This is a genomic window from Salininema proteolyticum (assembly GCF_042685645.1).
GTDB lineage: Bacteria > Actinomycetota > Actinomycetes > Mycobacteriales > Micromonosporaceae > Salininema > Salininema proteolyticum.
This window is the reverse complement of the sequence record NZ_JBHUNX010000001.1, coordinates 2,776,114-2,801,149: the sequence shown is the minus strand read 5'-3', so window position 1 is coordinate 2,801,149 and position 25,036 is coordinate 2,776,114. Positions and strand designations below refer to the sequence as shown.

Annotated in this window: 25 protein-coding genes; 15 read left to right on the top strand and 10 right to left on the bottom strand. The window is 69.7% G+C overall.

Annotated elements, in window-relative coordinates; all coding sequences use genetic code 11:
- The first annotated feature begins 30 nt into the window (after positions 1-30).
- The 4 genes from ACFTE1_RS12980 to ACFTE1_RS12965 are packed head-to-tail and all read left to right on the top strand — an operon-like array spanning position 31 to position 6,253.
- The gene (locus ACFTE1_RS12980; RefSeq protein ID WP_380622624.1) at positions 31-1,758 is read left to right on the top strand and encodes an ATP-binding protein; all 1,728 of its coding nucleotides are present in this window, start codon (positions 31-33) and stop codon (positions 1,756-1,758) included.
- 12 nt (positions 1,759-1,770) lie between these two features.
- Positions 1,771-2,919, top strand: coding sequence for a metallophosphoesterase family protein (locus ACFTE1_RS12975; RefSeq protein ID WP_380622626.1), 1,149 nt, complete (start codon positions 1,771-1,773; stop codon positions 2,917-2,919).
- On the top strand, positions 2,919-5,348 hold the full coding sequence (locus ACFTE1_RS12970) for an AAA family ATPase (RefSeq protein ID WP_380622628.1): 2,430 nt from the start codon (positions 2,919-2,921) through the stop codon (positions 5,346-5,348). Before ACFTE1_RS12975 ends, ACFTE1_RS12970 begins: the two co-directional genes overlap by 1 nt.
- Entirely contained in the window at positions 5,348-6,253 is a 906-nt protein-coding gene (locus ACFTE1_RS12965) for a DNA double-strand break repair nuclease NurA (protein ID WP_380622630.1), read from the top strand. Before ACFTE1_RS12970 ends, ACFTE1_RS12965 begins: the two co-directional genes overlap by 1 nt.
- A 3-nt stretch (positions 6,254-6,256) precedes the next feature.
- Here the strand turns inward: ACFTE1_RS12965 and ACFTE1_RS12960 are convergent, their stop codons facing one another.
- The 3 genes from ACFTE1_RS12960 to ACFTE1_RS12950 all read right to left on the bottom strand — a co-directional run bounded on the left by ACFTE1_RS12960 (position 6,257) and on the right by ACFTE1_RS12950 (position 7,793).
- Positions 6,257-6,595 (bottom strand): hypothetical protein, encoded by a 339-nt coding sequence (locus ACFTE1_RS12960; RefSeq protein ID WP_380622632.1) that lies wholly within the window; start codon positions 6,593-6,595, stop codon positions 6,257-6,259.
- Positions 6,596-6,664: 69 nt separating this feature from the next.
- Positions 6,665-7,495 (bottom strand): HAD-IIB family hydrolase, encoded by an 831-nt coding sequence (locus ACFTE1_RS12955; RefSeq protein WP_380622634.1) that lies wholly within the window; start codon positions 7,493-7,495, stop codon positions 6,665-6,667.
- A 40-nt stretch (positions 7,496-7,535) separates the two neighbouring features.
- Positions 7,536-7,793 carry a helix-turn-helix domain-containing protein gene (locus ACFTE1_RS12950; protein ID WP_380622636.1) on the bottom strand — a complete coding sequence of 86 codons (258 nt, stop codon included), beginning with the start codon at positions 7,791-7,793 and terminating at the stop codon, positions 7,536-7,538.
- 44 nt (positions 7,794-7,837) lie between these two features.
- Between ACFTE1_RS12950 and map the strand changes: the two genes are divergently transcribed.
- Positions 7,838-8,623: a type I methionyl aminopeptidase gene (gene map, locus ACFTE1_RS12945; RefSeq protein WP_380622638.1), complete on the top strand. Its 786-nt coding sequence runs from the start codon at positions 7,838-7,840 to the stop codon at positions 8,621-8,623.
- 89 nt (positions 8,624-8,712) lie between these two features.
- Here map and ACFTE1_RS12940 read toward each other — a convergent pair whose 3' ends face one another.
- Positions 8,713-9,066, bottom strand: coding sequence for a branched-chain amino acid transporter permease (locus ACFTE1_RS12940; protein ID WP_380622640.1), 354 nt, complete (start codon positions 9,064-9,066; stop codon positions 8,713-8,715).
- Positions 9,059-9,799 carry an AzlC family ABC transporter permease gene (locus tag ACFTE1_RS12935; RefSeq protein ID WP_380622642.1) on the bottom strand — a complete coding sequence of 247 codons (741 nt, stop codon included), beginning with the start codon at positions 9,797-9,799 and terminating at the stop codon, positions 9,059-9,061. Before ACFTE1_RS12935 ends, ACFTE1_RS12940 begins: the two co-directional genes overlap by 8 nt.
- A 74-nt stretch (positions 9,800-9,873) precedes the next feature.
- Here ACFTE1_RS12935 and ACFTE1_RS12930 point away from each other — a divergent pair, with 74 nt between their 5' ends.
- The 4 genes from ACFTE1_RS12930 to ACFTE1_RS12915 all read left to right on the top strand — a co-directional run bounded on the left by ACFTE1_RS12930 (position 9,874) and on the right by ACFTE1_RS12915 (position 12,255).
- On the top strand, positions 9,874-10,329 hold the full coding sequence (locus ACFTE1_RS12930; RefSeq protein ID WP_380622644.1) for an Lrp/AsnC family transcriptional regulator: 456 nt from the start codon (positions 9,874-9,876) through the stop codon (positions 10,327-10,329).
- Positions 10,330-10,392: 63 nt separating this feature from the next.
- A complete protein-coding gene (locus tag ACFTE1_RS12925; RefSeq protein WP_380622646.1) occupies positions 10,393-10,938 on the top strand; it encodes an NUDIX hydrolase in 546 nt (181 codons plus the stop codon).
- 141 nt (positions 10,939-11,079) lie between these two features.
- On the top strand, positions 11,080-11,928 hold the full coding sequence (locus tag ACFTE1_RS12920; protein WP_380622648.1) for a hypothetical protein: 849 nt from the start codon (positions 11,080-11,082) through the stop codon (positions 11,926-11,928).
- Between the two features lie 87 nt (positions 11,929-12,015).
- Positions 12,016-12,255: a hypothetical protein gene (locus ACFTE1_RS12915; RefSeq protein WP_380622650.1), complete on the top strand. Its 240-nt coding sequence runs from the start codon at positions 12,016-12,018 to the stop codon at positions 12,253-12,255.
- A 25-nt stretch (positions 12,256-12,280) separates the two neighbouring features.
- Here ACFTE1_RS12915 and ACFTE1_RS12910 read toward each other — a convergent pair whose 3' ends face one another.
- The 5 genes from ACFTE1_RS12910 to ACFTE1_RS12890 all read right to left on the bottom strand — a co-directional run bounded on the left by ACFTE1_RS12910 (position 12,281) and on the right by ACFTE1_RS12890 (position 16,763).
- Entirely contained in the window at positions 12,281-13,297 is a 1,017-nt protein-coding gene (locus tag ACFTE1_RS12910) for a glycoside hydrolase family 6 protein (RefSeq protein WP_380622652.1), read from the bottom strand.
- Positions 13,298-13,692: 395 nt separating this feature from the next.
- Positions 13,693-15,162 (bottom strand): glutamate--tRNA ligase, encoded by a 1,470-nt coding sequence (gene gltX / locus ACFTE1_RS12905; protein ID WP_380622654.1) that lies wholly within the window; start codon positions 15,160-15,162, stop codon positions 13,693-13,695.
- Positions 15,155-15,931 (bottom strand): fumarylacetoacetate hydrolase family protein, encoded by a 777-nt coding sequence (locus ACFTE1_RS12900; RefSeq protein ID WP_380622656.1) that lies wholly within the window; start codon positions 15,929-15,931, stop codon positions 15,155-15,157. Before ACFTE1_RS12900 ends, gltX begins: the two co-directional genes overlap by 8 nt.
- Before the next feature lie 15 nt (positions 15,932-15,946).
- The gene (locus tag ACFTE1_RS12895; protein WP_380622658.1) at positions 15,947-16,261 is read right to left on the bottom strand and encodes a hypothetical protein; all 315 of its coding nucleotides are present in this window, start codon (positions 16,259-16,261) and stop codon (positions 15,947-15,949) included.
- Between the two features lie 55 nt (positions 16,262-16,316).
- A complete protein-coding gene (locus ACFTE1_RS12890; protein WP_380622660.1) occupies positions 16,317-16,763 on the bottom strand; it encodes a GNAT family N-acetyltransferase in 447 nt (148 codons plus the stop codon).
- Positions 16,764-17,087: 324 nt separating this feature from the next.
- On the opposite strand from ACFTE1_RS12890, the gene ACFTE1_RS12885 reads away from it, so the two are divergent.
- From ACFTE1_RS12885 to ACFTE1_RS12860, 6 genes are all read left to right on the top strand, one after another.
- Entirely contained in the window at positions 17,088-18,500 is a 1,413-nt protein-coding gene (locus ACFTE1_RS12885; RefSeq protein ID WP_380622662.1) for a cytochrome ubiquinol oxidase subunit I, read from the top strand.
- A gap of 15 nt (positions 18,501-18,515) precedes the next feature.
- Complete coding sequence (cydB, locus tag ACFTE1_RS12880) at positions 18,516-19,511, top strand: cytochrome d ubiquinol oxidase subunit II (RefSeq protein WP_380622664.1); 996 nt, start codon at positions 18,516-18,518, stop codon at positions 19,509-19,511.
- A 62-nt stretch (positions 19,512-19,573) separates the two neighbouring features.
- Positions 19,574-21,238, top strand: coding sequence for a thiol reductant ABC exporter subunit CydD (gene cydD / locus ACFTE1_RS12875; protein ID WP_380622666.1), 1,665 nt, complete (start codon positions 19,574-19,576; stop codon positions 21,236-21,238).
- A gap of 19 nt (positions 21,239-21,257) precedes the next feature.
- On the top strand, positions 21,258-22,931 hold the full coding sequence (gene cydC / locus ACFTE1_RS12870) for a thiol reductant ABC exporter subunit CydC (RefSeq protein ID WP_380622668.1): 1,674 nt from the start codon (positions 21,258-21,260) through the stop codon (positions 22,929-22,931).
- 164 nt (positions 22,932-23,095) lie between these two features.
- Positions 23,096-24,385, top strand: a complete 1,290-nt coding sequence (locus tag ACFTE1_RS12865; protein ID WP_380622670.1) for a sensor histidine kinase — start codon at positions 23,096-23,098, stop codon at positions 24,383-24,385.
- Positions 24,382-25,023 (top strand): response regulator, encoded by a 642-nt coding sequence (locus ACFTE1_RS12860; protein WP_380622672.1) that lies wholly within the window; start codon positions 24,382-24,384, stop codon positions 25,021-25,023. The genes ACFTE1_RS12865 and ACFTE1_RS12860 overlap by 4 nt, the downstream gene beginning before the upstream one ends.
- Positions 25,024-25,036 lie beyond the last annotated feature (13 nt).

Here is a 25,036-nt window from a genome sequence, read left to right as displayed (position 1 = left end):
CGACGGGCCGACCGACGGCGTCGAACGTCGGTGGAGTCTGGAACAATGACGACCATGAGCGAAGCGATCGGACGAGTCCTGGGTACGGAGGACGCCACCCCCCTCGTGTTCTGGGTCGCGGTGGACACCGAGGCCTATGCCCAGCTGGACGACGTGCTCGTCACCGAGCGGGACGTCCCGGGCGTGGGGACGGTGCGCATCTCGGGCGTCGTGACGGCCGTGCGCAGCCGCCATGAGGGCGCCCAGTTCGACTCGGACGTGTTCGCCATCTCCGACGGCATCCTCCCCGCCCAGGTCCAGGAGGCGGCGGAGGTCACGGTCACGCGCGTCGAACCGGAGGTCTTCGTGCCGCCGCTGCCGGGGGAGACGGTGGAGCGCGCGGCGGGGGACGACCGCGAGCGCGCCCTGTACTTCGACGGCATGGAGCGCCAGGTCCCGCTGGGCTTCTCCCGCGACGGCATGCCGGTGTACCTGAACGCGGACTTCCTGACCGGCCGCAGGGGCGCGCACGTGTCCATATCCGGCATCTCGGGCGTGGCGACGAAGACCTCCTTCGCCACGTGGCTCTTGTACTCGCTGTTCCGCTCCGACGCCCTGGAGGGCGAGGCGGCCAACACCAAGGCCCTGATCTTCAACGTCAAGGGCGAGGACCTGCTGTTGCTGGACCACCCCAACACCCGCCTGGACGAGGCGATCTCCGACCAGTACGAGCGCCTGGGCCTCACCCCCGGGCCGTTCCCCTCCGTCCAGGTCGACGCGCCGCCGCGGATCGGGGACGCGAAGGGCGTCCCGGACGTGGCCTGCCGCTCGACGGGAGTGGAGGCGCTGTACTGGACGCTCGCGGAGTTCTGCTCCGAGGGGCTCCTCCCGTACGTCTTCGCCGACGCCGACGACGACCGCCAGCAGTACACGATGGTCGTCAACCAGGTGACCGCGCGGCTGCGCAAGGAGGCCCGCCCCAAGGACAACGGCGCGGTGGCCGTGGAGGGCGAGCTGATCACGAGCTACAACGGCCTGGTCGACTACGTCTGCGCGCGCCTGTCCGACGAGGCGGAGCGCGCCCAGTGGGCCGGCACGGCGGTCGGCCTGGGCACGATCTCGGCCTTCATCCGGCGGCTGGTCGCCAGCCAGCGGGACATCGGCCGCATCGTCCGCGGCGACCTGCCCAAGAAGCCCAAGGGCGCGGCCGAGGCGCAGGTGCGGGTGGTGGACCTGCACAATCTGCCCGAGCGGGCGCAGAGGTTCGTGGTCGGGGTCATCCTCCAGATGGAATTCGAGCGCAAGGAGAAGGCGGGGACGTCCCGGCCGCTCCAGTTCATCGTCCTGGACGAGTTGAACAAGTACGCTCCGAAGGACGGCTCCAGCCCGATCAAGGACACGCTGCTCGACATCGCCGAGCGCGGGCGCTCGCTGGGCATCGTGCTCATCGGGGCGCAGCAGACGGCCTCGGAGGTCGAGCGGCGCATCGCGGCCAACAGTGCGGTCCGCGTGGTCGGGCGGCTCGACGCGGCCGAGGCGACCCGGCCGGAGTACGGTTTCCTGACCAGTGCCCAACGGCAGCGGGTCCTGATGGCCAAGCCGGGCACCATGTTCGTCGCCCAGCCGGAGCTTCCGGTGCCGCTGGTGGTGGGCTTCCCGTTCCCGGCGTGGGCGACGCGGCCGGAGGAGGCGGGCAAACCCCCGCAGGGGAAGGCCCGGTCGGTGACGGCCGACAAGGACCCGTTCGACCTGGCCGACGATGACGACATCCCGTTCTAGAAAGGGCGCGCAGTGAGAATCCTCCACACCTCGGACTGGCATGTGGGCGTGGGCCTCAAGGGCCGCGCCCGCCTCGAGGAGCAGACCCGGGTCCTGTCCGAGATCATAGACGTCGCGCGGGAGTGCGAGGTGGACATGGTCATCGTGGCCGGGGACCTGTACGACACGGCGGCGCCCTCGTCGGCGGCGCAGAAGATCCTGACCACGGCGCTGTCCCGCCTGCGGGACACCGGCGCGGAGGTCGTCGCCATCGCGGGCAACCACGACAACGGACCCGCCCTGGAGGCGCTCCGCTCGTGGGCGCACGCGGCCGGCATCCACTTGCGCGGCCGCATCACCGGCGCGGCCGACCACGTCATCCGCGGGGAGACGCGCGAGGGGGAGAAGTGGGTCCTGGCGGCCCTGCCGTTCGTCTCGCAGCGCTACGCGGTGCGGGCGGCGGAGATGTTCGAGCTGAGCGCCGCCGAGACGGAGGCGAGCTACGCCGACTACATGCGCCGCCTGGTCATCAAGCTCTCGCAGTCCTACGCGGACGACACGGTCAACCTGTTCACCGGGCACCTGACGGTCGTGGGCGGGACGACGGGCGGCGGCGAGCGGGAGGTCCACACCGTGGCCGACTACGCGGTGCCGGCGTCGATCTTCCCCTCCCGGACCTCGTACGTGGCCCTGGGGCACCTGCACAAGGCCCAGACGGTGAGCGGGCCCTGCCCGATCCGGTACTCCGGAGGTCCGGTCCAGGTGGACTTCGGCGAGGAGACCTACCGCCCGTCGGTTTCGATCGTGGACGTCACGAAGGACACGCCCGCGCGGATCGAGGCCGTCGAGCTGGAGGGGTCCAAGCCCTTCGCGACGGTCAAGGGGACGCTGGAGCAGTTGAAGGAGGCCGAGGTCGAGGAGGACGCGTTCCTGCGCGTGTTCGTCCGCGAGCCCTCGCGTGCCGGACTGCGCGGCGAGATCCAGGACCTCTTCCCCGAGGCGGTGCAGATCCACATCGAGTCGCCGGTCCGCGACGACGACCTGCCGAAGCAGCGGCGCACGGGCCGGAGCCCGGCGGAGCTGTTCGAGAGCTACCTCAAGGAGAACGGCCACGAGGACCCGGCGGTACTGGGGCTCTTCAACGAGCTCTACGCCGAGTCGCAGACGGGGGAGGACGAGTAATGCGCCCGGTGAGGCTCGACCTGAACGGCTTCGGATCCTATGCCGAGGGCACGTCCCTCGACTTCTCCGACGTGGACTTCTTCGCCCTGACCGGGCCGACCGGCTCGGGAAAGTCGACCGTCCTCGACAGCATCTGCTTCGCGCTCTACGGGCGCACTCCGCGGCTGCGGAACAAACTGGACTTCACCATCGCGCCCTCGGCCACCGAGGGCAGCGTCCGGCTCGTCTTCCACGCCGGCGACGATCGCTACGTGGTGACGAGGAGCCTGCGCCGCAATAAGAACGGCAAGGTCAGCACGACCAACGCCGGGATCGAGCGGCTGCCTCGCGACGTCGACGCGACCGACGACGAGGCCCTGGTGGAGAACCTGGGCGTCCCGGTGGCCACGGGGGCGGCCGGGGTGACCAAGGCCGTGGAGCGGATCATCGGCCTGCCCTTCGAGCAGTTCACCAAGTCGGTCCTCCTGCCGCAGGGCGAGTTCGCGGAGTTCCTCCACGCCTCGGCCTCGGAGCGGCGCGACATCCTGGAGAACCTGCTGGGGCACGGCGTCTACGCCGACATCCAGAAGAAGGCCGCCGCCCGGCGCGACACCGCCGACACGACCAGGAAGACCCTCGAAGCGCAGGCGGCGAAGATCCCCGCGGTGACCGACGCGGACCTGACCGCCGCCCGCGAGGCCGTCGCCGGGCTGGACGCGGCCGGGCCGCGCGTGCGCGAGAGCGCCGAGGAGCTCGACTCGCTCTCCGGCGCGCTACAGGGGATCAAGGACGACCTGGCCGCGATCGACAAGCAGCTGGCCGGACTCACCTACATCAAGCGCCCCGCCGGGCTCGACGACCTCACCGAGCGACTCGAGGAGGAGCGCGCCCGCCTGCGCGAGCGCGGCGAGGAGGTCGAGTCCGCGGAGGCGGCGGACGAGGAACTGCGCGAACGGCTCTCGGGCCTCAACCTCGCCGTCATCACCCGCCAGCTCGACGCCTGGCAGCAGTTCCACGAGTGCGAGATCAACATAACCAAGGGCACCCAACTGGTCGACGCCCTCCGCGAGGAGATCGAGGAGCAGCGCGAACTGGTCGACGCCGCGCGCGAAGAGGTCGACGTCCAGACGCACATGGTCGAGCAGGCCCGCCTCGCCGACTTCGCCGGGAGCCTGCGCGAGCAGCTCTCCGAGGGGCACCCCTGCCCCGTCTGCGACCAGGAGGTCGAGGACATCCCCGAGCGCGACATCAACCAGGCGCTCATGGACGCCCAGTCCGCGGTCAAGGAGGCCAAGGACGAACTGGACCAGGCCGAGAAGCACCTCCAGAAGGAGGAGGCCAAGCTCGTCCAGTACGAGACGCGCCTCAAGGAGCGCCTGGACGAGAAGAAGCGCCTCAAGCGCAAACTCGCCGACGCCCCGGACGCCGAGGTCCTCAAGGGACAGCAGGAGGAGGCCGAAGCCGCCGACGCGCAGCTGAAGGCCAGCTCCAACACCCTGTCGGCCTCCCGCAAGGCCCTGCGCGCCGCCCAGAAGCGCTTCGACTCCGTCGAGGAGCGCCACCGGGGCGCCTGGCACGACTTCCGCCACGCCCGCGACCAGGTCGCCGCCCTCAACCCGCCCGTCGCCCCCGACGACCTCAACACCGCGTGGAACGACCTGGTCGACTGGGCGAAGGAGCTCCTCCTCAAGACCCAGGAAAGGCGCGAGGAACTGCGCACGCGCATGGAGAACTCCGGGGCGAGGGCCGAAGACCTGCGCCGCACCATGAAGGCCGACCTCCTCGACCTCGGCGTCAAGGCCGCCTCGGCGGTGCGCGGCACGGACTTCATCACCGCCCATCTCCAGGCCCTCGCCGACGCCGAGCACCGCCTCGAAGGACTCGTGGACGCCCGCGCGCGCCGCGTCGACCTGGAGGCGGACATCAGCCGCAACCTCCGCGATTACGAGATAGCCAAGGCCCTGACCGACCACCTGCGAGCCAACCGCTTCACCGGATGGCTCCTGACCGAGGCCCTCGACGAGCTCGTCGCCGGCGCCTCGCGCACCCTCCACCGGATCACCGGCGGACAGTACGACCTGGTGCGCCGCGACAACGAGTTCTGGGTCGTCGACCACCACGACGCCGACCTGGAACGCCCGGTGCGCTCGCTGTCGGGAGGGGAGACCTTCGCCGCCTCGCTCTCGCTCGCCCTCGCGCTGTCGGAGCAGTTGGCGGCCATGTCGACCGGCGGGACGGCCCTCGACTCGATCATGCTCGACGAGGGCTTCGGCACCCTCGACCCCGAGACCCTCGACTCCGTGGCCACCATCCTGGAGGCCCTGACGACCAGTTCGACGCGGATGGTCGGCGTGGTCACCCACGTCGCCGACCTCGCCGCGCGCGTCCCGGTCCGCTTCGAGGTCACCAAGAGCGGCAAGGGCTCGCGCGTGGAGAAGACGGTGAACTAGTGGAGATCACGGTAGACGCCTGGGACCCGTCCTTCGCCGAGAACGCCGAATCCCCCTCGCAGGGCGGCGCGGCGATCGTCGACGCCAACGTGGAGACCGACGCGGCGAAGTGGGAGCCGGTGCGTCCCTTCTCGGACGAGCCGCGCCGCATCGCCGTCGTCGACGGCGTCCGGCGCCTGGACGCGCGCGTGGAGCTGAGCGATGGTCCTGAGCGCTGGCCCGGCCTGTGCGTGTCCTGGGGCGCCGGAGCCGTCCTGTGCGACTTGGACGCCGGCAGGGCCGCCGTCGTGACCTCCGAGGTGCGCCGGGGCCTGTTCTGCGGCGCGGAGCCCGATCGGGACCTCAAGCCCTATCCGCACTTCCCGGTGGACTCGGACCAGATCGCCGACCTCGTCAACGCCTCGCAGAACTCCATGTCCGGCCTCGAGGCCGACGTGGCGGCGGGACTGGACGGGGCGGACCTCGCCGTGCTCGACGGACCGCTGCGGGGCCGGCGCGCCTCGGCCGGGGCCGTCGGCTATGTCAAGAGCCACCAGCGCTCGTACCTGGCCGGAGAACTGGGCGCCATGGTCGAGACGCTGCGGCCGGGCGAGCGGACGCCGGTCTTCCAACTGACCACGACCTGGCCGCGCTACAGCGCCTATGTGAGACTGCCGAGTTCGAGCCCGCGCGGCTGGAACGGGATCGCGCGCCTGGAGGCCCCCGACAACGGTGCCCCCGCCGACGCGGCCGAGGCGGTGCGGCTCATCGACTCAGCAGCGGCGGTCCTGCCCCGGCTGGCCTCGCAGAGCTTCAAGGACCCGCGCGCGCCGCAGAACCTCACGCCCATAGCGGGCCTGGAGAGGCGGCTCAAGCACCTCATGGGCGACGCCAGACTGCTGTTGCGCACCGTCCGGCGGAACTGAGTCTCAGGCGTCCTCCACATCGGAGGGCGAGATGTCGCCGACCGACCCGCTCAGGCAGGCGTCGACGAAGAACTGCCGGGCCTGCTCGTCGAAGCGCTTCTGCGCCGAGATGCCGACGAAGTCCGGGGCGTCGGAGTCCAGCGCGTCGAAGAGCTCCTCGCAGCGCTGCTCGTCCGGTTCGCCGTAGGTCTCCCGGATCAGGTCGTGGACCTCGGCCCCCTGTTCCGACACAGTGGACAGATAGTCCTTGCGCTCCTCGAAGCTGGGATCCTGCATGCAGCCGGACAGCACGGCCAGCAGCGCCGCGGCGCCGACCGCGAGCGCGGTGGTTCGGTCCTTCATCGTCTCCCCGCCAATCCTCGAAAAGGGACGGATGGATTATAGGGCCGAGCGTTCCTCTCGAGCGGGATTTCACGGCGCGGCAGGCACCCGATCCGGCTCCTCTCCGTCCAGCAGCGCCTCGACGACCTCTGCCACGCCGTCCTCGTCATTGGAGGAGGTGCGCTCCTCGGCCGCCGCGAGGGCCTCCGGGTGGGCGTTGGCCACGGCGAAACTGCGCCCGGCCCACTTCAGCATGGGGACGTCGTTCGGCGCGTCGCCGAAGGCCACCACGTCGCCGGCCCGGACTCCCAGGGAGGCGCACCACTCCTCCAGCGCCCCGGCCTTCTCGACGCCCTCGGCGGTCACTTCGAGCAGCCCGGCGCCGCCCGAGTGGGAGAAGTCCACTCCGGACGGATCGGCTTCCCGTGCCGCCGTCAGCAGCTCGTCGGCCGTCCGCTCGGGATGGTGGAAGAGCAGTTTGGCGATCTGCCGGGCCTCCGAGAACACGGCCTCGGTGTCGGCGGCGGTGATCCGCCGCTCGCCCACCGAGTCGACCCGCTCGTAGGCCGGTTCGGCCACGACCTCGAAGCCCGTCTCGACCGCGACGGTCAGGCCCGGGACGGCGGCCTTCAGCGCGAGCGAACAGGCCAGTGCCGTCTCCGCCGCGATGGTGCGGGAGGCGAGGACTTCGTGCGTGCTCGGACGGTACGTGATCGCTCCTCCGGCGCACAGCGCCACGTCCACCGACTCGCCCACCAGCGTCCACTCGTCCAGGACGCGCGGGGGACGCGCCGTCACCGCGGCGATCTCCCAGCCAGCGCGACGGGCCGACAGGAGCGCGCGGTGGCTGCGGTCGGAGAGGGACTTGTCGGTGCGCAGCAGGGTTCGGTCGAGGTCGGTGGCGATGACTCCAAGGCTCATTCGCCCATCCTCCCCTGTCCGGGACGGATTCGGGGGACCCTCAAGGCGAGGACGGTTCGGGGTCACAGCCGTCGGCCAGGGCGTCGGCCGACAGCCCCAGCTCGCGGCACAGGCTCGCCACGGTGAAGAAGGCGGGGCTGGAGATGCGCCCCGACTCGATCTTGCGAAGGGTCTCGGGGGAGATGTTCGCGCCCGCAGCGACGTCGGACACGGTGCGCCCGCCGCGAGCCTCGCGGAGAATCCTGCCGAGGGTTCTGCCGCGTTCGCGTTCGCCGGGGGTCTGCGGAAGCCGGATCATGATGGTATTATAATACCGGTATTATAATACCGGAAGGGATTACCGTGATCGAATTCTTCGAGCCGGACGAGGTCGAGCGCATGCGGCCCGCCGGCCGCTTCGTGGCCGAGACGCTGGCCGAACTCACCCGGGACGTCGTCCGCCCCGGAACGGACCTGCTGGAGATCGACGCCCACGTGCGCGACCGCATCGAGTCCCACGGGGCCGAGTCCTGCTACGTGGACTACCACCCGTCGTTCGGGGCCAAACCCTTCGGGCACTACATCTGCACGTCGGTCAACGACGCCGTCCTGCACGGGCTCCCCCACAAGTACAAGCTGCGCGACGGCGACCTCCTCACCCTCGACCTCGCCGTGAACGTCGGCGGCTGGGTGGCCGACAGCGCCGTCAGCGTCATCGTCGGCGGGGAGGGGCCCGACCGGGCCGAGGACCGCCGCATGATCGACACCTGCCAGGAGGCCCTCGACGCCGCCATTGCTATCGCGGTGCCGGGCAACCGGATCGGCGACATCTCCGCGACGCTCGGCAAGGTGCTCACCGGCGCCGGGTACGGCGTGAACACCGACTTCGGCGGGCACGGCGTAGGCCGCACCATGCACGGCGACCCGCACGTTCCCAACAACGGGCGCGCGGGGAAGGGGATGAAGCTCAGGCCCGGCCTGGCCATCGCCATCGAGCCGTGGGTCCTGGCCGGCACCGACCAGTACCGCTACGACCCCGACGGCTGGACCCTGCGCAGCGCCGACGGCTCGCGCGGAGCCCACGTCGAGCACACCATCGTCATCACGGAGGACGAGCCCATAGTCCTGACCGACCGCTCGTCGCTCTGACCCGTAGCGGAAGAGCCTCAGAACACGCCGGCCCCGACGGATCGTCCGTCGGGGCCGACGCTCCTTGTGACTGGAGCAGAGGTCCGTAATCAGGCCAGGGCGCCGCCGATCGCGTCGGCGGCGAAGTTGACCAGGGCGATGTAGGTGAGCGTGCCGAGCCCCACGCTGAGGAGAGTGCGCCTCCCGCAGCACAGGTGGACGGCGACCGTGACGCCGACGGCAAGGAGCGCGCTGAGCGCGTGCCCGGGGTCGTCGACGATCGTGCCGCGCAGAGTGGAGGCGGCGAGGATGGCGAGCACGCCGACCGGCATCCACACCGAGAGCCGCTCCACCATCACCGATTCGCGCAGGGGCCGCAGCACGGCGAACGGCACGGCGCGCAGGGACAGGTTGACGGCGAAGACGATCGCGAGCACGGCGGCTATGTACCAGGGTTCAGGCATCGGAGACGCTCCTGAATCGACGGGCGGTGACGAGGTGGCGCACGAACAGGAGCGCTGTGAACAGCAGCAGGGCGACGAACAGGATCGCGTCGGGCGCGGCGACGACGGCGACGGCGAAGCTCAGCGCCGCCAGCAGCAGCGAGGGAACCTGGCCCTTGGAGCGGGCGGCATCCAGGGTCAAGGTCACGAACAGCGCGCACAGGGCGAACTCGAGGCCCTTGATCGTCCCCGGCAGGGCCGAGGCCAGGGCAACCCCGGCGAGGCCGCCGGCCACCCAGTAGACCTGGAAGGACAGCTGCATCGACACCAGGCGCCACCCCGTCCACCTCTCCCTGGAGGCTGCGGTGACGGCGTAGGCCTCGTCGATCAGCGCGTACACCGAGTACGCCCGCGCCGCCCTGTTGCCGACCACGTGCAGGGGAAAGGAGAATGCGTAGAAGACGTGGCGGAAGTTCACCAGGAAGGTAGTGAGCGCGATGGTCGCCAGCGGCACGGCGGCGGCGATCATGCCGATCAGCAGGAGCTCCACCGACCCGGCGAAAGCGGCGACGGACAGCGCCGGGGCGATCCACCAGGGCAGTCCGGCCTGGACGACCAGCAGCCCGAACGCCACTCCCAGCGGGACCATGCCCAGCCCCGCCGCGAGCGAGTCCTTCACGCCTCGCGCGACCTCTTCGCGCGGCGGGCGCTTCACACGCACTTCCGGCGCGCCCGCCTCCGTCTCGATGCTCATACTCACAATTTTCGCAGGATTCCCGCGCACTACGATTGTTAAAATTGCCCGATCGAGGTCGAGAGGCGCAATATATGACGATGGACGAGATAGACCGCGCAATAATAGCCGAGCTGGAACAGGACGGGCGCATCTCCAATGTGGAGCTGGCCGACCGGGTGAGGCTCACGCCCGCACCCTGTCTGCGCCGGGTGCAGCGCCTGGAGGCCGACGGCGTCATCCGCGGGTACCGGGCCGTCATCGACCCCGAGTCCGTGGGCCGCGGATTCCAGGTCATCGTCGACGTCGACATCTCCAACGAGATCGGCAACGTCGAGGCCTTCGAACGGACCCTCTCGGACTTCGACGAGGTCGCCGAGATCCACCGCATGTTCGGCTCGCCCGACTACCTGGTGCGGATCGCCGTAGAGGATCTGGACGCCTACGAGCGGTTCCTCACGCGCCACGTTCTGACACTGCCGGGCATCATGCGCGTCAACTCGCGGTTCACCATGAAGACCGTCAAGCCCGACGGCGGCTCCGCACGGTGAGGCGGACTCCGCCCGGACATGTCGCACCCGTGTGTCACCATGCAGTCGCAGAAGGAGGAGCACATGATTCCGAACGAACAGGTCCACCGAGCCGTCGAGCGCTACCTGGGGGAGCACCCGGGCGACAAGGAGTATCTCCGCGAACTGACCGAGGCGATGGGCACCGGCGAGCTGCTCGCCTCCCGCCTGCGCGCCGAAGGGCACGTGACGTGCGGCGGCATCGTCGTCAACGAGAAACGCGAGATGCTGCAGATCCTGCACGGCAAGTTCGGCCGCTGGTTCTTCCCCGGCGGGCACACCGAGCCGGAGGACTACACGCTGCTCGGTGCGGCGGCACGCGAAGTGGAGGAGGAGACGGGGCTCTCGGACGTCGAGCCGGTCGGCGTAGAGGCGGAGCCCGTCCACATAGGCATGCACCGCGTGTCGAAGTGCGGCGGGAACGAGGGGGCCGAGCCGTGGCACTTCGACTTCCGCTACCTCTTCCGCCACCGGGGTGAGGGGGACCTCTCCCTCCAGTTGGAGGAGGTCGACGACGCCCGGTGGGCCCCGGTGGGCAGCCACAGCAACGACATCCTCAACGAGCGCGTCGAGGCGGCGCTCGCCCGATAACGCGATCGCCCTCGGCGGCGGCCGCCCCGCTGGCCGCTGCTACTGCCGACCATTGCTTCTGCCGGCCGCAGCCTCCGCCGGCCGCCGCACGCGGCGGCTCGACGGCTCCGATGCGTGGACGGTATCCGGCATTATGAATATATGTATTTAGAACTGGGGCCCTGGGGCACTCCCCTTTACATCCTCGTCCTGCTCGTCGTCGCCGGAGGCGGATTCTGGCTGTGGCGCCGCCGTAGTCGGCAGAAGAGCGGTCTGCAATCCGAGCTCGACTCCGCCGCCGCCCGCCTCCCCTCCGAGGCGCACCGGAGGGGGTGGAGCTATGAGCCCAGGAACGACGCCGCCAACCAGATCGTCGCTTTCCGAGACGCCGAGGTCGACCGCCATGCCGGGCCGCCACAGCCGGGTCAACCGCCTGACCCGCGGGGCGCCGACGGGAATCGGCGCGGCGGGCGAGGCGTCCTCCAGGGCGTGTTCCACCTCAACCCGACCGCCCGCGCCGAGCACGTCATGAACTTTCAGGGCCGCTTCGGTCCGTGCACCGTCTTCCAGCACGGCCACAACGAGTCGACGCGCGAGCGCGACAGGCTCGTCTACGTCGCCGACCCGGTCGAGAGGGCGAAGTACGTCTCGGTCTTCGCCGTGCGGCTGCCCCGCGCCATGCCGTACGTCAGCGTCTTCCGCCGCTCCGGGATCGACCTCCAGAGCCTGGACGTTCGAGTGGAGAACCACCGCTTCAACGAGGACTTCTTCGTCTTCGGCGACCAGCGGCGCTACACCATCGACATTGTTCACCCGCAGTTCGTGGAGTGGGCTGTGGCCAACGACTTCCCGAAGGGCACCTACCTCGTCATCGCCGGCGGATGGTGCGTCATGGCCTATGAGGGCGTCCTGGACCCCGATGGGATCGACCAGAGGCTGCGGCTGCTCGACGAGTTCCGCTCGCTCGTCCCCGAGCACACTTGGCGGACCGACTACTCCGGCCGGAACTGACCCCCGCCTCGCGGCTTCCCTTCCCCGAGGCGTCTTCGCTCCCGATTCCTCAGGGGCGGAGTGGAACAGGCGTCATACGATGGCCGTATGCACACGGCTCAATCATTCTTCGACGGCGGCATGGCAGGTCTTCTCTGCATAATCTCCGTGTTCGTCGTCTTCGGCCTGATCGCTCGCTACGGAGCGCGCGGCGGCAGAGGATTCGGTAGCGGCAGGGGCTCCGGAGGGGGCGGCTACTTCGGCGGAGGCGGGTCCTCCGACGACGGATTCGGCGGTGACGGCGGCGGGGGAGGAGACGGCGGCGGGGGCGGCGGAGGAGGCGACTGAACCCCGTCCGCCGCCCGGGCGCCGCTTACGAGTAGTCCCCGGTGATCAGGGCCTTGGCCAGGCCCGGGTCGAACTGCCCGGCGGGAATCCCCGCGCCGGAGTTGCAGTCGCCGTCCGAGTCGCCGGGCACCTTGACCCACAGCAGGGCGTCGGCCGGGCCCTCGGGAGTGGCCCGCGACGGCTCGCCGAGCGTCGCGCCGACCGGGTTGCACCAGCCGTCCTCGCTGTCGTCGGTCTTGCCCGACCCGTTGCGGCTGGTGTCCACGACGTAGCCGGCGTCGTAGCCGAGGAAGTAGTTGATCGTCCCGGCCTTGTCGTGGGAGGCGCCAGTGTCGTAGTGGTTGGAGACATTGAGCGAGAATCCGCTGATCTTCTCCACGCCGGCCTGCTCGAGGGCGTAGGCGATCTCGGAGGCGTCGCCGGGCCAGGTCGCGTTGCCCGCGTCCAGGTAGACGTTCGCGTTGACGGCCTTCGAAGCGAGCGCGTCGACCGCGTAGGCCAGCAGCTCCTCGCGGACGGGCTTGTCGTCGCCGCAGTCCAGCGACTGGGCCAGCGCGTCCGGTTCGACGATGACGACGGCCTCGTGATCCCCGATGTCGGAGGCGAAGGCGTCGATCCATGCCTTATAGGCATCGGGCGAGCTGGCGCCGCCGCCAGAGTGCCCGCCGCAGTCGCGGTCGTACATGTTGTAGGCGACCACGATCGGCGTCTGCCCCGTCGCGGTGGCGTCGGAGACGTACTCGCCGACGGGTTGGACGTCCCACGGGTCGTCCAGCTGGGTGCCGTACCACTTGGCGCCGGCCTTCTCGGCGATCTCGGCGCGGATGAGGTCGGCGTCGGGGTGGTCGGGATTCTCGCTCAGCCAGGCGTAGGGGTTGGAGTCGGGGTCGGTGTAGAACTCCGCGTCGGCCAGGGCCGCGGGCTGCTCGGGCGCCGGGGCGTCGTTGTCGTCGGCGTTGGCGGTGAAGGGGAGCGCCACCAGAGGGACGGCGACGGCCGCGGCGGCCGCTCCTCCGAGGACGAGCTTGCGTCGGGTGTTCACAGGGTTCTCCGAACTGTTGTGTTGGGGCGGTGGATGTCTCGGGGCACGGGGGCGGGCATTCCGAGTATACGAAACGGGGGCGCGACACCTCGCGCCCCCGTCGGGAGATCCTGTCGGCCGTCAGTGCGTCGGCCCGAGTCCGTTCGCTAGCAACTGGTCAGGTCTTTCGTTGAGCCGCGCGCGGAGCGTCGCGGCGGTAGCGGTGGAAGGAGCTCAGGCCGCTGCCGGAGGCGGCTTGCGGGCTCTGCGCAGTGCGTTAGATTGTGCCGATCGTGAGGTCCGATGGGCGGAAGCCCTATCGGACCTCGGGATCGGTGCAAGCTGTGCTTCCGGGGCGGCTCCGCCGACGCGCGTGCTGCGGAGGGGCTGAGCGGACACCCGACCACATACGTTCGCTACAGCGTCGCGCGCGCGTCGCGCAGGCGCCGCAGGCTGACCTCGCGGCCCAGCAGCTCCATCGACTCGTACAGCGGCGGCGAGACGGTCTTCCCGGAGACGGCCACGCGCACCGGCGCGAACGCCTTGCGCGGCTTCAGCCCCATCTTCTCCACCAGAGCGTCCTTCAACGCGGCCTCGATGGCCTCGGTGGTCCACTCCGGGAGTGCCTCCAGGGCCTCGACCGAGGCGTCCAGGACGGCGTCGGCGCCCTCCTTGAAGCCCTTCTTGGCGTGGTCGGGGTCGATCGCGAAGTCGTCGCCGGCGAAGAGGAACCGCAGCATCTCGGCGGCCTCGGCGAGGTTCGCCGAGCGCTCCTGCACCATCGGCATGGCGGTGCGCAGCACGTCCATCTGATCCGAGGACGGCGCCTCCGGCAGGAGCCCGCGGTCCTGCAGGAACGGCACGACCAGCTCCGCGAGGTGACCGGAGTCGACCGAACGGAAGTGGTCGGAGCAGATGGCGCGGAACTTCTTGTCGTCAAAGCGGGCCGGGTTCGACTTCACGTCGTGCAGGTCGAACGACGCCAGGAACTCCTTGACGGTGAAGACGTCGCGGTCGGGGCCGATCGCCCAACCGAGCGTGGCCACATAGTTGAGCACGCCCTCGGGAAGGTAGCCCTCCTCCTTGTACTGCAGGAGGTTCGAGCGCGGGTCGCGCTTGGACATCTTCTTGCCGCGCTCGTCGACGATCAGCGGCAGGTGCGCGTAGGAGGGCACGCCGTCGGCCAGCCCCAGCTCGGTCAGGGCCCGCCACAGCACGACCTGGCGCGGGGTGGACGGCAGCAGGTCCTCGCCGCGCACCACGACGTTGACCTTCTGCAGGGCGTCGTCGACGGGGTTGGTCAGCGTGTACAGCGGCGAACCGTCGCCGCGCGCGATCACGTAGTCGGGAATGGTCCCCGCCGGGTAGGTGACCTCGCCGCGCACGAAGTCGTCGATCGTGATGTCCTCGTCGGGCATCCGCATCCGGAAGACGGGCTTGCGGCCCTCGGCTCGGAAGGCCTCCTTCTGCCCGTCGGTCAGGTCGCGGTCGAAGTTGTCGTAGCCCAGCTGGGGGTCGCGCCCCGCGGCCTCGTGACGGGCCTTGACCTCGTCGGCCGTCGAGAAGGCCTCGTAGACGTACCCGGCGTCGATGAGCTTGGCGATGACGTCCTGGTAGACGTCGCCGCGCTCGCTCTGGCGGTAGGGCCCGTAGGGGCCGCCGATGTCCGGGCCCTCGTCCCAGTTGAGGCCCAGCCAGGTCAGAGCCTCGAGCAGCTGGTTGTACGACTCCTCCGAGTCGCGCGCGGCGTCGGTGTCCTCGATGCGGAAGATGAAGCCGCCGTCGTGGTGGCGGGCGTGGCCCCAGGAGAAGAGGCAGGTCCGCACGAGTCCGACGTGCGGGGTGCCCGTGGGGGACGGGCAGAAACGGGTGCGAATGTCACTCACTTGCGATCACCTTGTTGGTCAGAGTTCCGATGCCGGCCACGGAGACGGAGACGCTGTCCCCCGACTCGAGCGGGCCGATGCCGGCGGGCGTTCCGGTCATGATGACGTCGCCGGGCAGGAGCGTCATGACGTGCGAGACGTACGAGACGATCTGGGCGGGGTCGAAGACCATGTCCTTGGTGGAGCCCAGCTGGCGCACCTCGCCGTTGACCTCGCAGCGCACCTCGGCGTCGGCGGGGTCGAACTCGGTCTCGATCCACGGCCCGATGGGGCCGAAGGAGTCGAAGCCCTTGGCGCGGGCCCACTGCCCGTCCTTCCTCTGCAGGTCGCGAGCGGTGACGTCGTTCGCGCAGGTGTAACCGTAGATGGAGGCCGGAGCGGCCTCGCGGGAGACTTTGCGCGCGCCGGGGAAGCCGATGACGATGGCCAGCTCGGCCTCGTGCTCGACCTCGTCGGAGACGTCGGGGAGCACGACCGAGTCGCCCGGCCCCGCCACGGAGGTGGAGGGCTTGAGGAACAGCAGCGGTTCGGAGGGCACCTCGGCGTCCTGCTCGGCGGCGTGGTCGGCGTAGTTGCGGCCGACGCACACGACCTTGGAGGGCAGCATGGGCGACAGCAGCCGCACGTCATCCAGGGCCCACCGTTGGCCGGTGAGCGTGATCTCTCCGAACGGGAGCCCCTCGATCTCGGCGGCGGTGGCCCCGGGGCCCTCGCCGTCCAGGCGAACGAACGACATGCCCTGCGGGTGGGCGATTCGCGCTATGCGCACGCGTGTCTCCTTGTACTACTGGGAGGCGAGCAGGAAAAGTCCGCTGAGCACGGCGGTGATCAGGATCGACCCTATCGCGATCCCGAACCCGAGGCGGCGGAGCCTGCCGGACAGTCCGACTGCAAATCCTAGCGCGCACGCGGCCGGAGTGGCGACGAGACACGACAGCACTGTGGTGCCGAGCCGCACACGCCACGCGAAGTCCGGCGACAGGAAGAAGCCGAGGATGATCGCGAGCAGCAGGGTGACCACCATGCCGAGGACGATGCCGGCGCCCATTCGGCGCCTGTTGTAGACGGCCTGATCGCCGTATTGTTCACTGGGTCGCACGCCTCAAGGGTATAGGGTGTCCGCACCCGTTCCGGTGGAGGCGGGCGGCGGAGTCTCAGCTTCGGGGAGCGCGGCGCATGCGCCGGTGGGGGATGCCGTCCTCCAGGAACTCTTCGCCCACCGGTTCGAAGCCGTGCTTGGCGTAGAAGCCCATCGCGTAGGTCTGCGAGTCGAGGACCATCGCTGCGGGGTCCTTGAGGGCGACGGCCTCGGCCATGAGGCGGGCGCTGAGCCCGGTCCCCCTGTGGTCGGCGGCCGTGCAGACCCGTCCGATCTTCCAGCCGTCCTCATAGGGGTAGAGACGCAGGCAGCTGACGACATCGCCGCCGTCTTCGGCCCACAGGTGGACGGTCTCCGGCTCGGCGTCGAGGTCGTCCATGTCGGGGTAGGCGCAGTCCTGTTCGACCACGAAGACGTCCTGGCGCAGGCGCATCATGGAGAACAGGCTCGCCCCTGCCATCTCGGCGAGGGCGGCGTGGTGCAGTGCGGGAAGGTCGGACATGGCGGCAATGGTAGCTCCGAGCGGGAGCATTCCCGGTATTTTGACGCGGCTCACGTGATTTCCGGTGACGGGTCAGACAGGGAAATCTCGCGGACCGGGGAATAGGTCGCCAAAGGACTGGGATGTCTAGGGAAAAGCGCCGTCATTCGCTTCCGGCGTCACGAAAGAGAAGGCCTTTCGCATTGGGTCACAGTCGCACCGGTCGCGGGGGTCACGTCCCGGGGTCTCGAACAGGGGCCCTTTCCGCTGTTTCGGGCCTTTGTGCCAGTCGGCGTAACTACACTTCCGGGTAACGACATCACCGCGACAAACGAATGGTTGAACATGGACGTGCTCGACGTTGCCCGACTCCAGTTCGGAGTGACCACGGTCTACCACTTCCTGTTCGTTCCCATCACCATCGGACTGTCCATGGTGGTCGCCCTCCTGCAGACCATGTGGAGGGTGACCGGCAGGGACGCCTACCTGAGGGCCACCAAGTTCTGGGGGCACCTCTTCCTCGTCACCTTGGCGATGGGGATCGTGACGGGAATCGTCCAGGAATTCCAGTTCGGCATGAACTGGAGCGCCTACTCCCGCTTCGTCGGCGATATCTTCGGAGCCCCGCTCGCCTTCGAGGCGCTCCTCGCGTTCTTCCTCGAGGCGACCTTCGCCGGCATCTGGATCTTCGGCTGGGACAAGCTCAAGCCCTCCCTCCACCTAGCCTGCATCTGGCTGGTCGCCTTCGGCACCGCCATCAGCGCCTACTTCATCCTCGCCGCCAACGCCTTCATGCAGAACCCGGTCGGCTTCAAGTTCAACGAGACCTCCGGACGCGCCGAGCTGACCGACTTCTGGGCGATCCTCACCAACCCCGTGGCGCTCTCCGCCTTCCCGCACACCCTGTTCGCCTCCTGGCTCACCGCCGGCATGATCGTCATCGGCGTCAGCGCCTGGCACTTCCGCCGCGGCAACGACCTCGACGTGCACCGCCCGGCCATGCGCCTGGGAGTGCTCACCTCCGTCGTCGCCGGCATCGGGCTCGTCGTCTCCGGCGACGCCCTCGGCAAGGTCATGACCTCCACGCAGCCGATGAAGATGGCCGCCGCCGAAGCGCTCTACGAGACGACGTCCTCGGCCCCCTTCTCGGTGCTCAGCATCGGCAACCTCTCCGGCAGCCACGGCACGCCCATCATCGAGATACCCGGACTGCTCTCCTACCTCGCCACCGGGAGGTTCGGTGCCGAGGTCCAGGGCATCAACGACCTCCAGGCCCAGTACAGCGCCCAGTTCGGTCCCGGCGACTACACGCCCTACGTCCCCCTCACCTACTGGTCGTTCCGCGCCATGATCGGCTTCGGCATGCTCGCCGTCATCATCGCGCTGTTCGTCTGGTGGCGCACCCGCAAGGGCGCCATGCCGCAGAGCCGCTGGTTCTGGCTGATCGCCGTGTGGTCGATCGCCCTGCCCTTCGTGGCCAACTCGACCGGATGGATCTTCACGGAGATGGGCCGCCAGCCCTGGGTGGTCTTCTCCCTGATGCTCACCGAAGACGGGGTCAGTCCGACCGTGAGCGAGGCGGAGGTCTGGACGTCGTTCATAGGGTTCACGCTCGTCTACGCGATCCTGGCGGTCGTCTGCTACAAGATCTTCGCCAAGTACGCCCGGAAGGGCCCGCCCGACGCCGAGTCGGCCAAGGCCTCGGCCTCCGGGCCCGACGACGGCGACTCCGAAAAACCCATGGCGTTCGCCTACTAGACCAAGGACCGCAACATGGATCTCACGACAATCTGGTTCATCGCCATCGCCGTGCTCTTCACCGGCTACTTCGTCCTGGAGGGCTTCGACTTCGGGGTGGGCATGCTCCTGCCCGTCCTGGCCAAGTCCGACCGCGAGCGGCGCCTGGCCATCAACACCATCGGCCCCGTCTGGGACGGCAACGAGACCTGGGTGATCACCGCCGGCGGCGCCATGTTCGCCGCCTTCCCCGTCTGGTACTCCAGCCTCTTCTCCGGCTTCTACCTGCTGCTGTTCCTCATACTCCTGGCGCTCATCGTCCGCGGCGTCGCCTTCGAGTACCGCGGGAAGGGCAAGGGCGAGGAGTGGAAGGTCGCCTGGGACAGGGCCATCACCATCTGCTCCTACACCGCCGCGTTCCTGTGGGGCGTCGTGACCGCCAACCTCGTCTTCGGGGTCGAGCTCAACGCCGAGCACTACTTCACCGGCTCGGTCCTGGACCTGGTCAACTTCTACTCGCTGCTGGGCGGCATCACGTTCGTCCTCCTGTTCGCCGCGCACGGAGCGAGCTTCCTGGCGCTCAAGACCGCCGGCGAGTTCTCCGCCAAGGCCCACGCCCTGTCGTGGAAGCTCGCGCTGGCCACGGCCGTCCCCGCGGCGGTCTGGCTCATCTGGACCCAGGTCCACTCCGGATCGACGCTCTCCGGCGTGTTGATCGGCCTGACGGTCGTCTCACTGCTAGCGTCGATCGGGAGCAATCTGGCGGGAAAGGACGGGTGGGCCTTCACCTTCACGGCCGCCACCATCGGCTTCGCCGGGTTCGGGCTCTTCTCCGCCCTGTGGCCGAACGTCCTTCCCTCCACCGTGGACCCCGCCTACTCGTTGACCCACGAGAGCGCGGCCGCCACGAGCTACACGCTCACGATCATGACCTGGGCGGCCGTCATATTCCTCCCCGTCGTCCTGCTCTACCAGGGTTGGACGTACTGGGTGTTCCGGAAGCGGCTCAAGCTGGACGACATTCCGGCCTGACGACGGCCTGAGGCGGGCGGGGACTCCCCGCCCGCCCACACCACGACAGATCGGGGACCGACGTGACAGCGACAAGCACGAACTCACTGGAACCGCCGCGCACCCGCGGCATCGACCGGCGGCTCTTCCGCTACACCAGGGGAACCCGCCGCTATATCGTCCTCTCGGCCGTGCTCGGCGCGGTCACCACCGCCTGCATCATCGCCGGGGCCTGGTCCATCGCCACGCTCGTGTCCGGGGCCGTCGCCGGCGAGCTGACCCTCGAGGGCTCGATGCGGGAGATGGCGGTCCTCGCCGGGGCCATGGCCCTGCGCGCCATCGCCGCCTCGGTCCAGGACAGCGCCGCCCAGGCCTCCGCCTCCGGCGTCAAGCGCGACCTCCGCTCCGCCGCCCTCGCCTCCCTGGCCCGGCAGCCCGAGGACGGGCGCCACTCCGGCGAGACGGCCAACCTCCTCGTCCGCGGCATCGAGTCGCTCGACTCCTACTTCTCCCGCTACATCCCGCAGCTCGTCCTCGCCGTGCTCGTGCCCCTCTCCGTCATCGCCGTGATGGCCACCGCCGACGTCACCTCCGCCGTCGTGGTCGTGCTGACCCTGCCGCTCATCCCCGTCTTCGGCATCCTCATCGGCCTCTACACCAGCGCCCGCGCCGAGAAGCAGTGGAAGGTCACCGCCCTCCTCGCCCGCCGCTTCACCGACCTCGTCGCCGGACTGCCCACCCTCAAGGCCTTCGGCCGCGCCGAGCGCCAGACCGAGCACCTGCGCGCGTCCACCGTCGACTACCGCAAACGGACCATGAGCCTCCTCAAGGTCGCCTTCATGTCCGCCCTCGCCCTCGAACTGGCCGCCTCCATCTCCGTGGCGATCGTGGCCGTCGAGATCGGCGTCCGCCTCGTCCACGGCGACCTCTCCGGCATGGTCGGGCTCCAGATCGCCCTGTTCGTCCTCATCCTCGCCCCCGAGGCCTACCTGCCGCTGCGCCAGGTCGGCGTCCACTACCACGCCAGCGCCGAAGGCCTGGCCGCCGCCGACGAGCTCTTCGCCACCATCAAGGAAGAGGACACCGGAGAACCCGCCCGCGCGCCCGCCGCCGTCGCCCGGAGCGCCCCTATGATCCAGGTGCGCCGCGCCCGCTTCGCCTACCCCGGACGCGAACCGCTGCCCGAACTGTCCATGACCATTCCCGCCGGCGCGATCACGGTTCTCACCGCGCCCTCCGGCGCCGGGAAGTCCACGCTCTTCTCCGCCCTCCTCGGATTCCGCACCCCGCAGAGCGGCTCCCTCCTGGTCGGTGAACAGGACCTCGCCGAGGCCGACCTCGACCAGTGGCGCCACCGCACCGCCTGGATGCCGCAGAAACCCGTCCTCGTCGACGGCACCATCGCCGACAACGTCCGCCTGGCCGTCGCCGACGAAGTGCCCGACTCCATGGTGGAAGAGGCCGTCGCCGCCGCCCAAGCGCCCGACCCCTCCCGCAGCGTCAGCGCCTCCGGCTCCGGCGTCAGCGCCGGAGAGGCCGCCCGCATCGGACTGGCCCGCCTCTTCCTGCGCGTCAAGGCCCTCAACCCTCCCGTCCTCATCCTCGACGAACCGACCGCCCACCTCGACCGGGACACCGAGGCACGCGTGCTCGACGGCATCCGCCGCCACGCCGAAGGACGCACCGTCCTCATCGCCTCGCACCGGCCCGCCGTGGCGGCCATCGCCGACCGAGAAGTGACATGGTAAGCGCCGAAGGGACCGCAGCATGAGGAAAAGACTGTCGCTCGCCGCCCTCCTCGGGGCGCTCTCCCAGATCAGCGGGATCGGCCTGATCGCCGTTTCCGCCTACCTCATCTCCCGCGCCTGGGAACAACCTCCGATCCTCCACCTCATGGTGGCCATCACCGCCGTCCGCGCGCTCGGCCTCGGCCGCGGCGTCTTCCGCTACGCCGAACGGATCGTCAGCCACGACACCGCCTTCCGCGGCATGGAGAGCCTGCGCGTCGCCGTCTGGCAGAAGCTCATGCGCCTCGCGCCCTCCGGCCTGCCCCTGTGGCGCAACGGCGACCTCCAGACCCGCCTGATCGACGACGTCGACGGCGTCGGGCAGCGCTGGATCCGCGGCGCCATCCCCGTCATCACCACCTGCATCACCATGGCCGTCGCCCTCGCCGTCGAGTTCGCCGTATATCCTCCCGCCGGATGGGTCATGCTCGGCGCCGTCGCCCTGGCCGCCGTCGTCTCCCCGGCGCTCGCCGCACTCGCCGGCAAGACCGGTGCCCGCGCCACCGCCGAGGCCCGCGCCCATCTCACCGCCGGCGTCCAATCCTTCCTCGCCGGACGCGAGGAACTCGTCGCCGCCGGCACCGCCGACAAGGCCCTGCACGCCATGGACCAGGCCCAGGACAGGCTCACCCGCGCCGAAAAGCGCACCGCCTGGACCGCCGGGCTCGCCTCGGCCTCCATCTGGCTGGCCATGGGAGCCGCCGTCGCCGGAGCCCTCTACGTCGGCATGCCCGCCGTCGCCGACGGCAGCCTGCGCGGAACCCTCCTGGCTGTCATCGTCCTCACGCCCCTGGCCGCCTTCGAGACCCTCCAGGCCCTCCCACAAGCGGTCCAGGAGATCGGCAAGTCCCGCGCCTCCGGGCGCCGCCTCACCGAGATCTCCGAGACCCCGATCCCCCGCCCCGACCCGGCCGACCCCATGGAGGACCCGGTCGACCCGTCCATGGGCCCGCCCATGATCGAGGCCAAGAACCTCACCCTCCGCTGGCCCGGATCCGCCCTCCCCGCCGTCGACCGGCTCACCTTCAAGATCCGGCCCGGCGAGCGCATCGGGATCCAAGGCCCCTCCGGAGCGGGCAAGTCCACCATCGCCGCCGCCCTGGCCGGGTTCATCCCCTACGAGGGATCGCTGCGCATCGGCGGCATAGAGTTCTCCGACCTCACCGGAGACACCGTCCGCGAGAACATCGCGCTCTGCGGACAGGACGCCTACGTCTTCGACGCCACCATCGCCGAGAACCTCAAGATCGCCCGCCCCGAGGCTTCCGACGAGGACCTCGTCCGCGCCCTCCGGTGGGCCGGACTGCGCGACTGGTTCGACTCCCTCGATGACGGCCTCGACACCCGCCTGGGGGAGTTCGGCAAGGAGGTCTCCGGCGGGGAACGCGGCCGCATCGCCCTCGCGAGGGCCTTCCTCGCCTCCCGCGAAGTCGTCGTCATAGACGAACTCGACGCCCACCTGGACGCCGCGCTCGCCGAACGGGTCCTCCGGACGGCCGCCGCCGCCCTCGAAGGGCGCTCGGCGATCATCATCAGCCACCGCGACCTGCCCGACGGAGTGGCCGACCGGATCATCGACCTCCAGCCGCCGGCTGCCCTCGAACCCCGGACCGAGTCCGATTCCAAGGCCGCTGCCAGCACAGTCGCCCGATGACAACCATCCGGTTGTTTTTTGAAACGACATGATGAGAAAAACCAACCACGATCTTCCTAAGTCCGACCGGGCCGTGGAACCGTCCGGTCCCGACCGACCCCACACAGCCATGACCGGCGACGACACGAACCGCTACGACCGGGTAGGTTTAAGGCGTGCGGCAGTTGAGTACCAAGATCGCCGAACGCCTGGTCCTCCTGTGGTCGACCACGGCGCTCCTTCTCGCTGCGCTCACCGGCGTCGGACTCATCGCCTTCGCCGCCGCCTCCGGGATGCTCGTCCTGTTCTGGATAGGCATCCCCGCCACGCTCCTCTCCTTCGCGGCCATCCGCGCCTGGGCCAACTGGCACCGCCGCGCCCTGCTCCGCTACTGCGGCCACGAGATCGGCGTACCCTACCGCGAACCCGAGGCCCGCTCCTGGGACCGGCGCCTCCTCGCCTGGGTCAAACAGGCCGCCACCTGGCGCGACGTCGCCTGGCTGGCGATCAACTCCACCCTCGGCGTCCTCGTCTACACACTGCTCCTGGCCGTCCTGGTCGGCGGGATCTACCTGACAGTCCACCCGTTCCTCAACTGGTGGGTCTACGACCACCAGTCCGCCTTGGCGCCCGTCGCCACCCTCAACTCCGACTCCCCTTGGCGGGCGTTCCTCTTCCTCCCCGTCGGCCTCCTCCTCATCGCCACCTGGTGGCACTGGGGACTGCGACTGGTCCGCTGGTACACCCGCATGGCCAACGTGCTCCTCGGGCCCACCCGCGCCATGCGCCTGCAACGCCGGGTCTCCGAACTCAGCCGCTCCCGCGCCGACACCGTCGAAGCCGCCGCGGCCGAACTGCGCCGCATCGAACGGGACCTGCACGACGGGGCCCAGGCCCGGCTGGTCGCGCTCGCCCTGAACCTCGGCCTCGCCGAAGAGGTCCTCGCGACCTCCCCCCAACAGGCGCGCAAGCTCGTCGTCGAGGCCCGCCACGAGACCCAGTCGGTGCTCTCCGACATCCGCGACCTGGTGCGGGGCATCTATCCCCCCGTTCTGGCCGACCGGGGCCTGTCCGGCGCCCTCGTCTCCACGGCCCTGGGCCACCCCCTGCCCGTCGCCGTCGTCGACACCGCGCAGGTCAGCCTCCCCCTTCCCCTGGAGTCCGCCATGTACTTCGCCGCCAACGAAGTGCTCACCAACGTCTCCAAGTACGCCCGTGCCGGGGAGGTCACCATGACCGCCTCGACCACCGACGACGGTTACCGCCTGGAGATCGTCGACGACGGTCGCGGCGGCGCTCGCTTCACGCCCGGCGGCGGACTGGAGGGGATCCGGCGGCGCCTGGAGCCCTTCGACGGCGCCATCTCCGTGTACAGCCCCGAAGGCGGCCCTACCCGAGTGGCGATCGAAGTGCCCTGCGACGATATGAAGCCCCGGCGAGCCCCAACGCATCGAGAGGACGGACCATCGACATGAGAGTCGTGCTGGCGGAGGACAATTCTTTGCTTCGCGAGGGCCTGATCCGGCTACTGGAGGTGCACGACTTCGAAGTCTGCGCCGCCGTGTCCGACGGTGAGGCGCTCACCGAGGCGCTCCTGGAGCACCGGCCCGACGTGGCCGTCGTGGATATCCGCATGCCCCCGACCTTCACCGACGAGGGACTCAAGGCCATCGTCGCCGCCCGGAAGGTCATCCCCGAACTGCCCGTCCTCGTGCTGTCCCAGTACGTCGAGCAGCTCTATGCCCGCGAACTGCTCAGCGACGGCAAGGGCGCCGTCGGCTACCTGCTCAAGGACCGCGTGGCCGACGTGGGGGAGTTCGTCCAAGCGCTGCGGCGCGTCGCCTCCGGCGGCACCGCGATGGACCCCGAGGTCATCGCCGAGCTGATCGGCGGGCAACACAACCGGCTCGAAGACCTGACCGCCCGCGAACGCGAAGTTCTGGGCCTCATGGCCGAGGGGCGCACCAACACCGCCATCGCCGCCGAACTGCACGTCACCGAGAAGGCCGTCGGCAAGCACTCCGCCAGCGTCTTCCGCAAGCTGGGCCTGGCCCAGTCGGAGGACGACAACCGCCGCGTCCTCGCCGTGCTCGCCTATCTGGAGAACAAATAGGACTGGACGTATG

Coding starts and splice junctions, on each gene's coding strand:
- ACFTE1_RS12940 (WP_380622640.1), bottom strand. CDS start 9,066: ATGCCTGAACCCTGGTACATAGCCGCCGTGCTCGCGATCGTCTTCGCC.
- ACFTE1_RS12950 (WP_380622636.1), bottom strand. CDS start 7,793: ATGATCCGGCTTCCGCAGACCCCCGGCGAACGCGAACGCGGCAGAACC.
- ACFTE1_RS12925 (WP_380622646.1), top strand. CDS start 10,393: ATGATTCCGAACGAACAGGTCCACCGAGCCGTCGAGCGCTACCTGGGG.
- ACFTE1_RS12860 (WP_380622672.1), top strand. CDS start 24,382: ATGAGAGTCGTGCTGGCGGAGGACAATTCTTTGCTTCGCGAGGGCCTG.
- ACFTE1_RS12960 (WP_380622632.1), bottom strand. CDS start 6,595: ATGAAGGACCGAACCACCGCGCTCGCGGTCGGCGCCGCGGCGCTGCTG.
- cydB (WP_380622664.1), top strand. CDS start 18,516: ATGGATCTCACGACAATCTGGTTCATCGCCATCGCCGTGCTCTTCACC.
- ACFTE1_RS12930 (WP_380622644.1), top strand. CDS start 9,874: ATGACGATGGACGAGATAGACCGCGCAATAATAGCCGAGCTGGAACAG.
- ACFTE1_RS12970 (WP_380622628.1), top strand. CDS start 2,919: ATGCGCCCGGTGAGGCTCGACCTGAACGGCTTCGGATCCTATGCCGAG.
- ACFTE1_RS12885 (WP_380622662.1), top strand. CDS start 17,088: ATGGACGTGCTCGACGTTGCCCGACTCCAGTTCGGAGTGACCACGGTC.
- ACFTE1_RS12955 (WP_380622634.1), bottom strand. CDS start 7,495: ATGAGCCTTGGAGTCATCGCCACCGACCTCGACCGAACCCTGCTGCGC.
- ACFTE1_RS12890 (WP_380622660.1), bottom strand. CDS start 16,763: ATGTCCGACCTTCCCGCACTGCACCACGCCGCCCTCGCCGAGATGGCA.
- ACFTE1_RS12915 (WP_380622650.1), top strand. CDS start 12,016: ATGCACACGGCTCAATCATTCTTCGACGGCGGCATGGCAGGTCTTCTC.
- ACFTE1_RS12935 (WP_380622642.1), bottom strand. CDS start 9,799: ATGAGCATCGAGACGGAGGCGGGCGCGCCGGAAGTGCGTGTGAAGCGC.
- ACFTE1_RS12920 (WP_380622648.1), top strand. CDS start 11,080: ATGTATTTAGAACTGGGGCCCTGGGGCACTCCCCTTTACATCCTCGTC.
- cydC (WP_380622668.1), top strand. CDS start 21,258: ATGAGGAAAAGACTGTCGCTCGCCGCCCTCCTCGGGGCGCTCTCCCAG.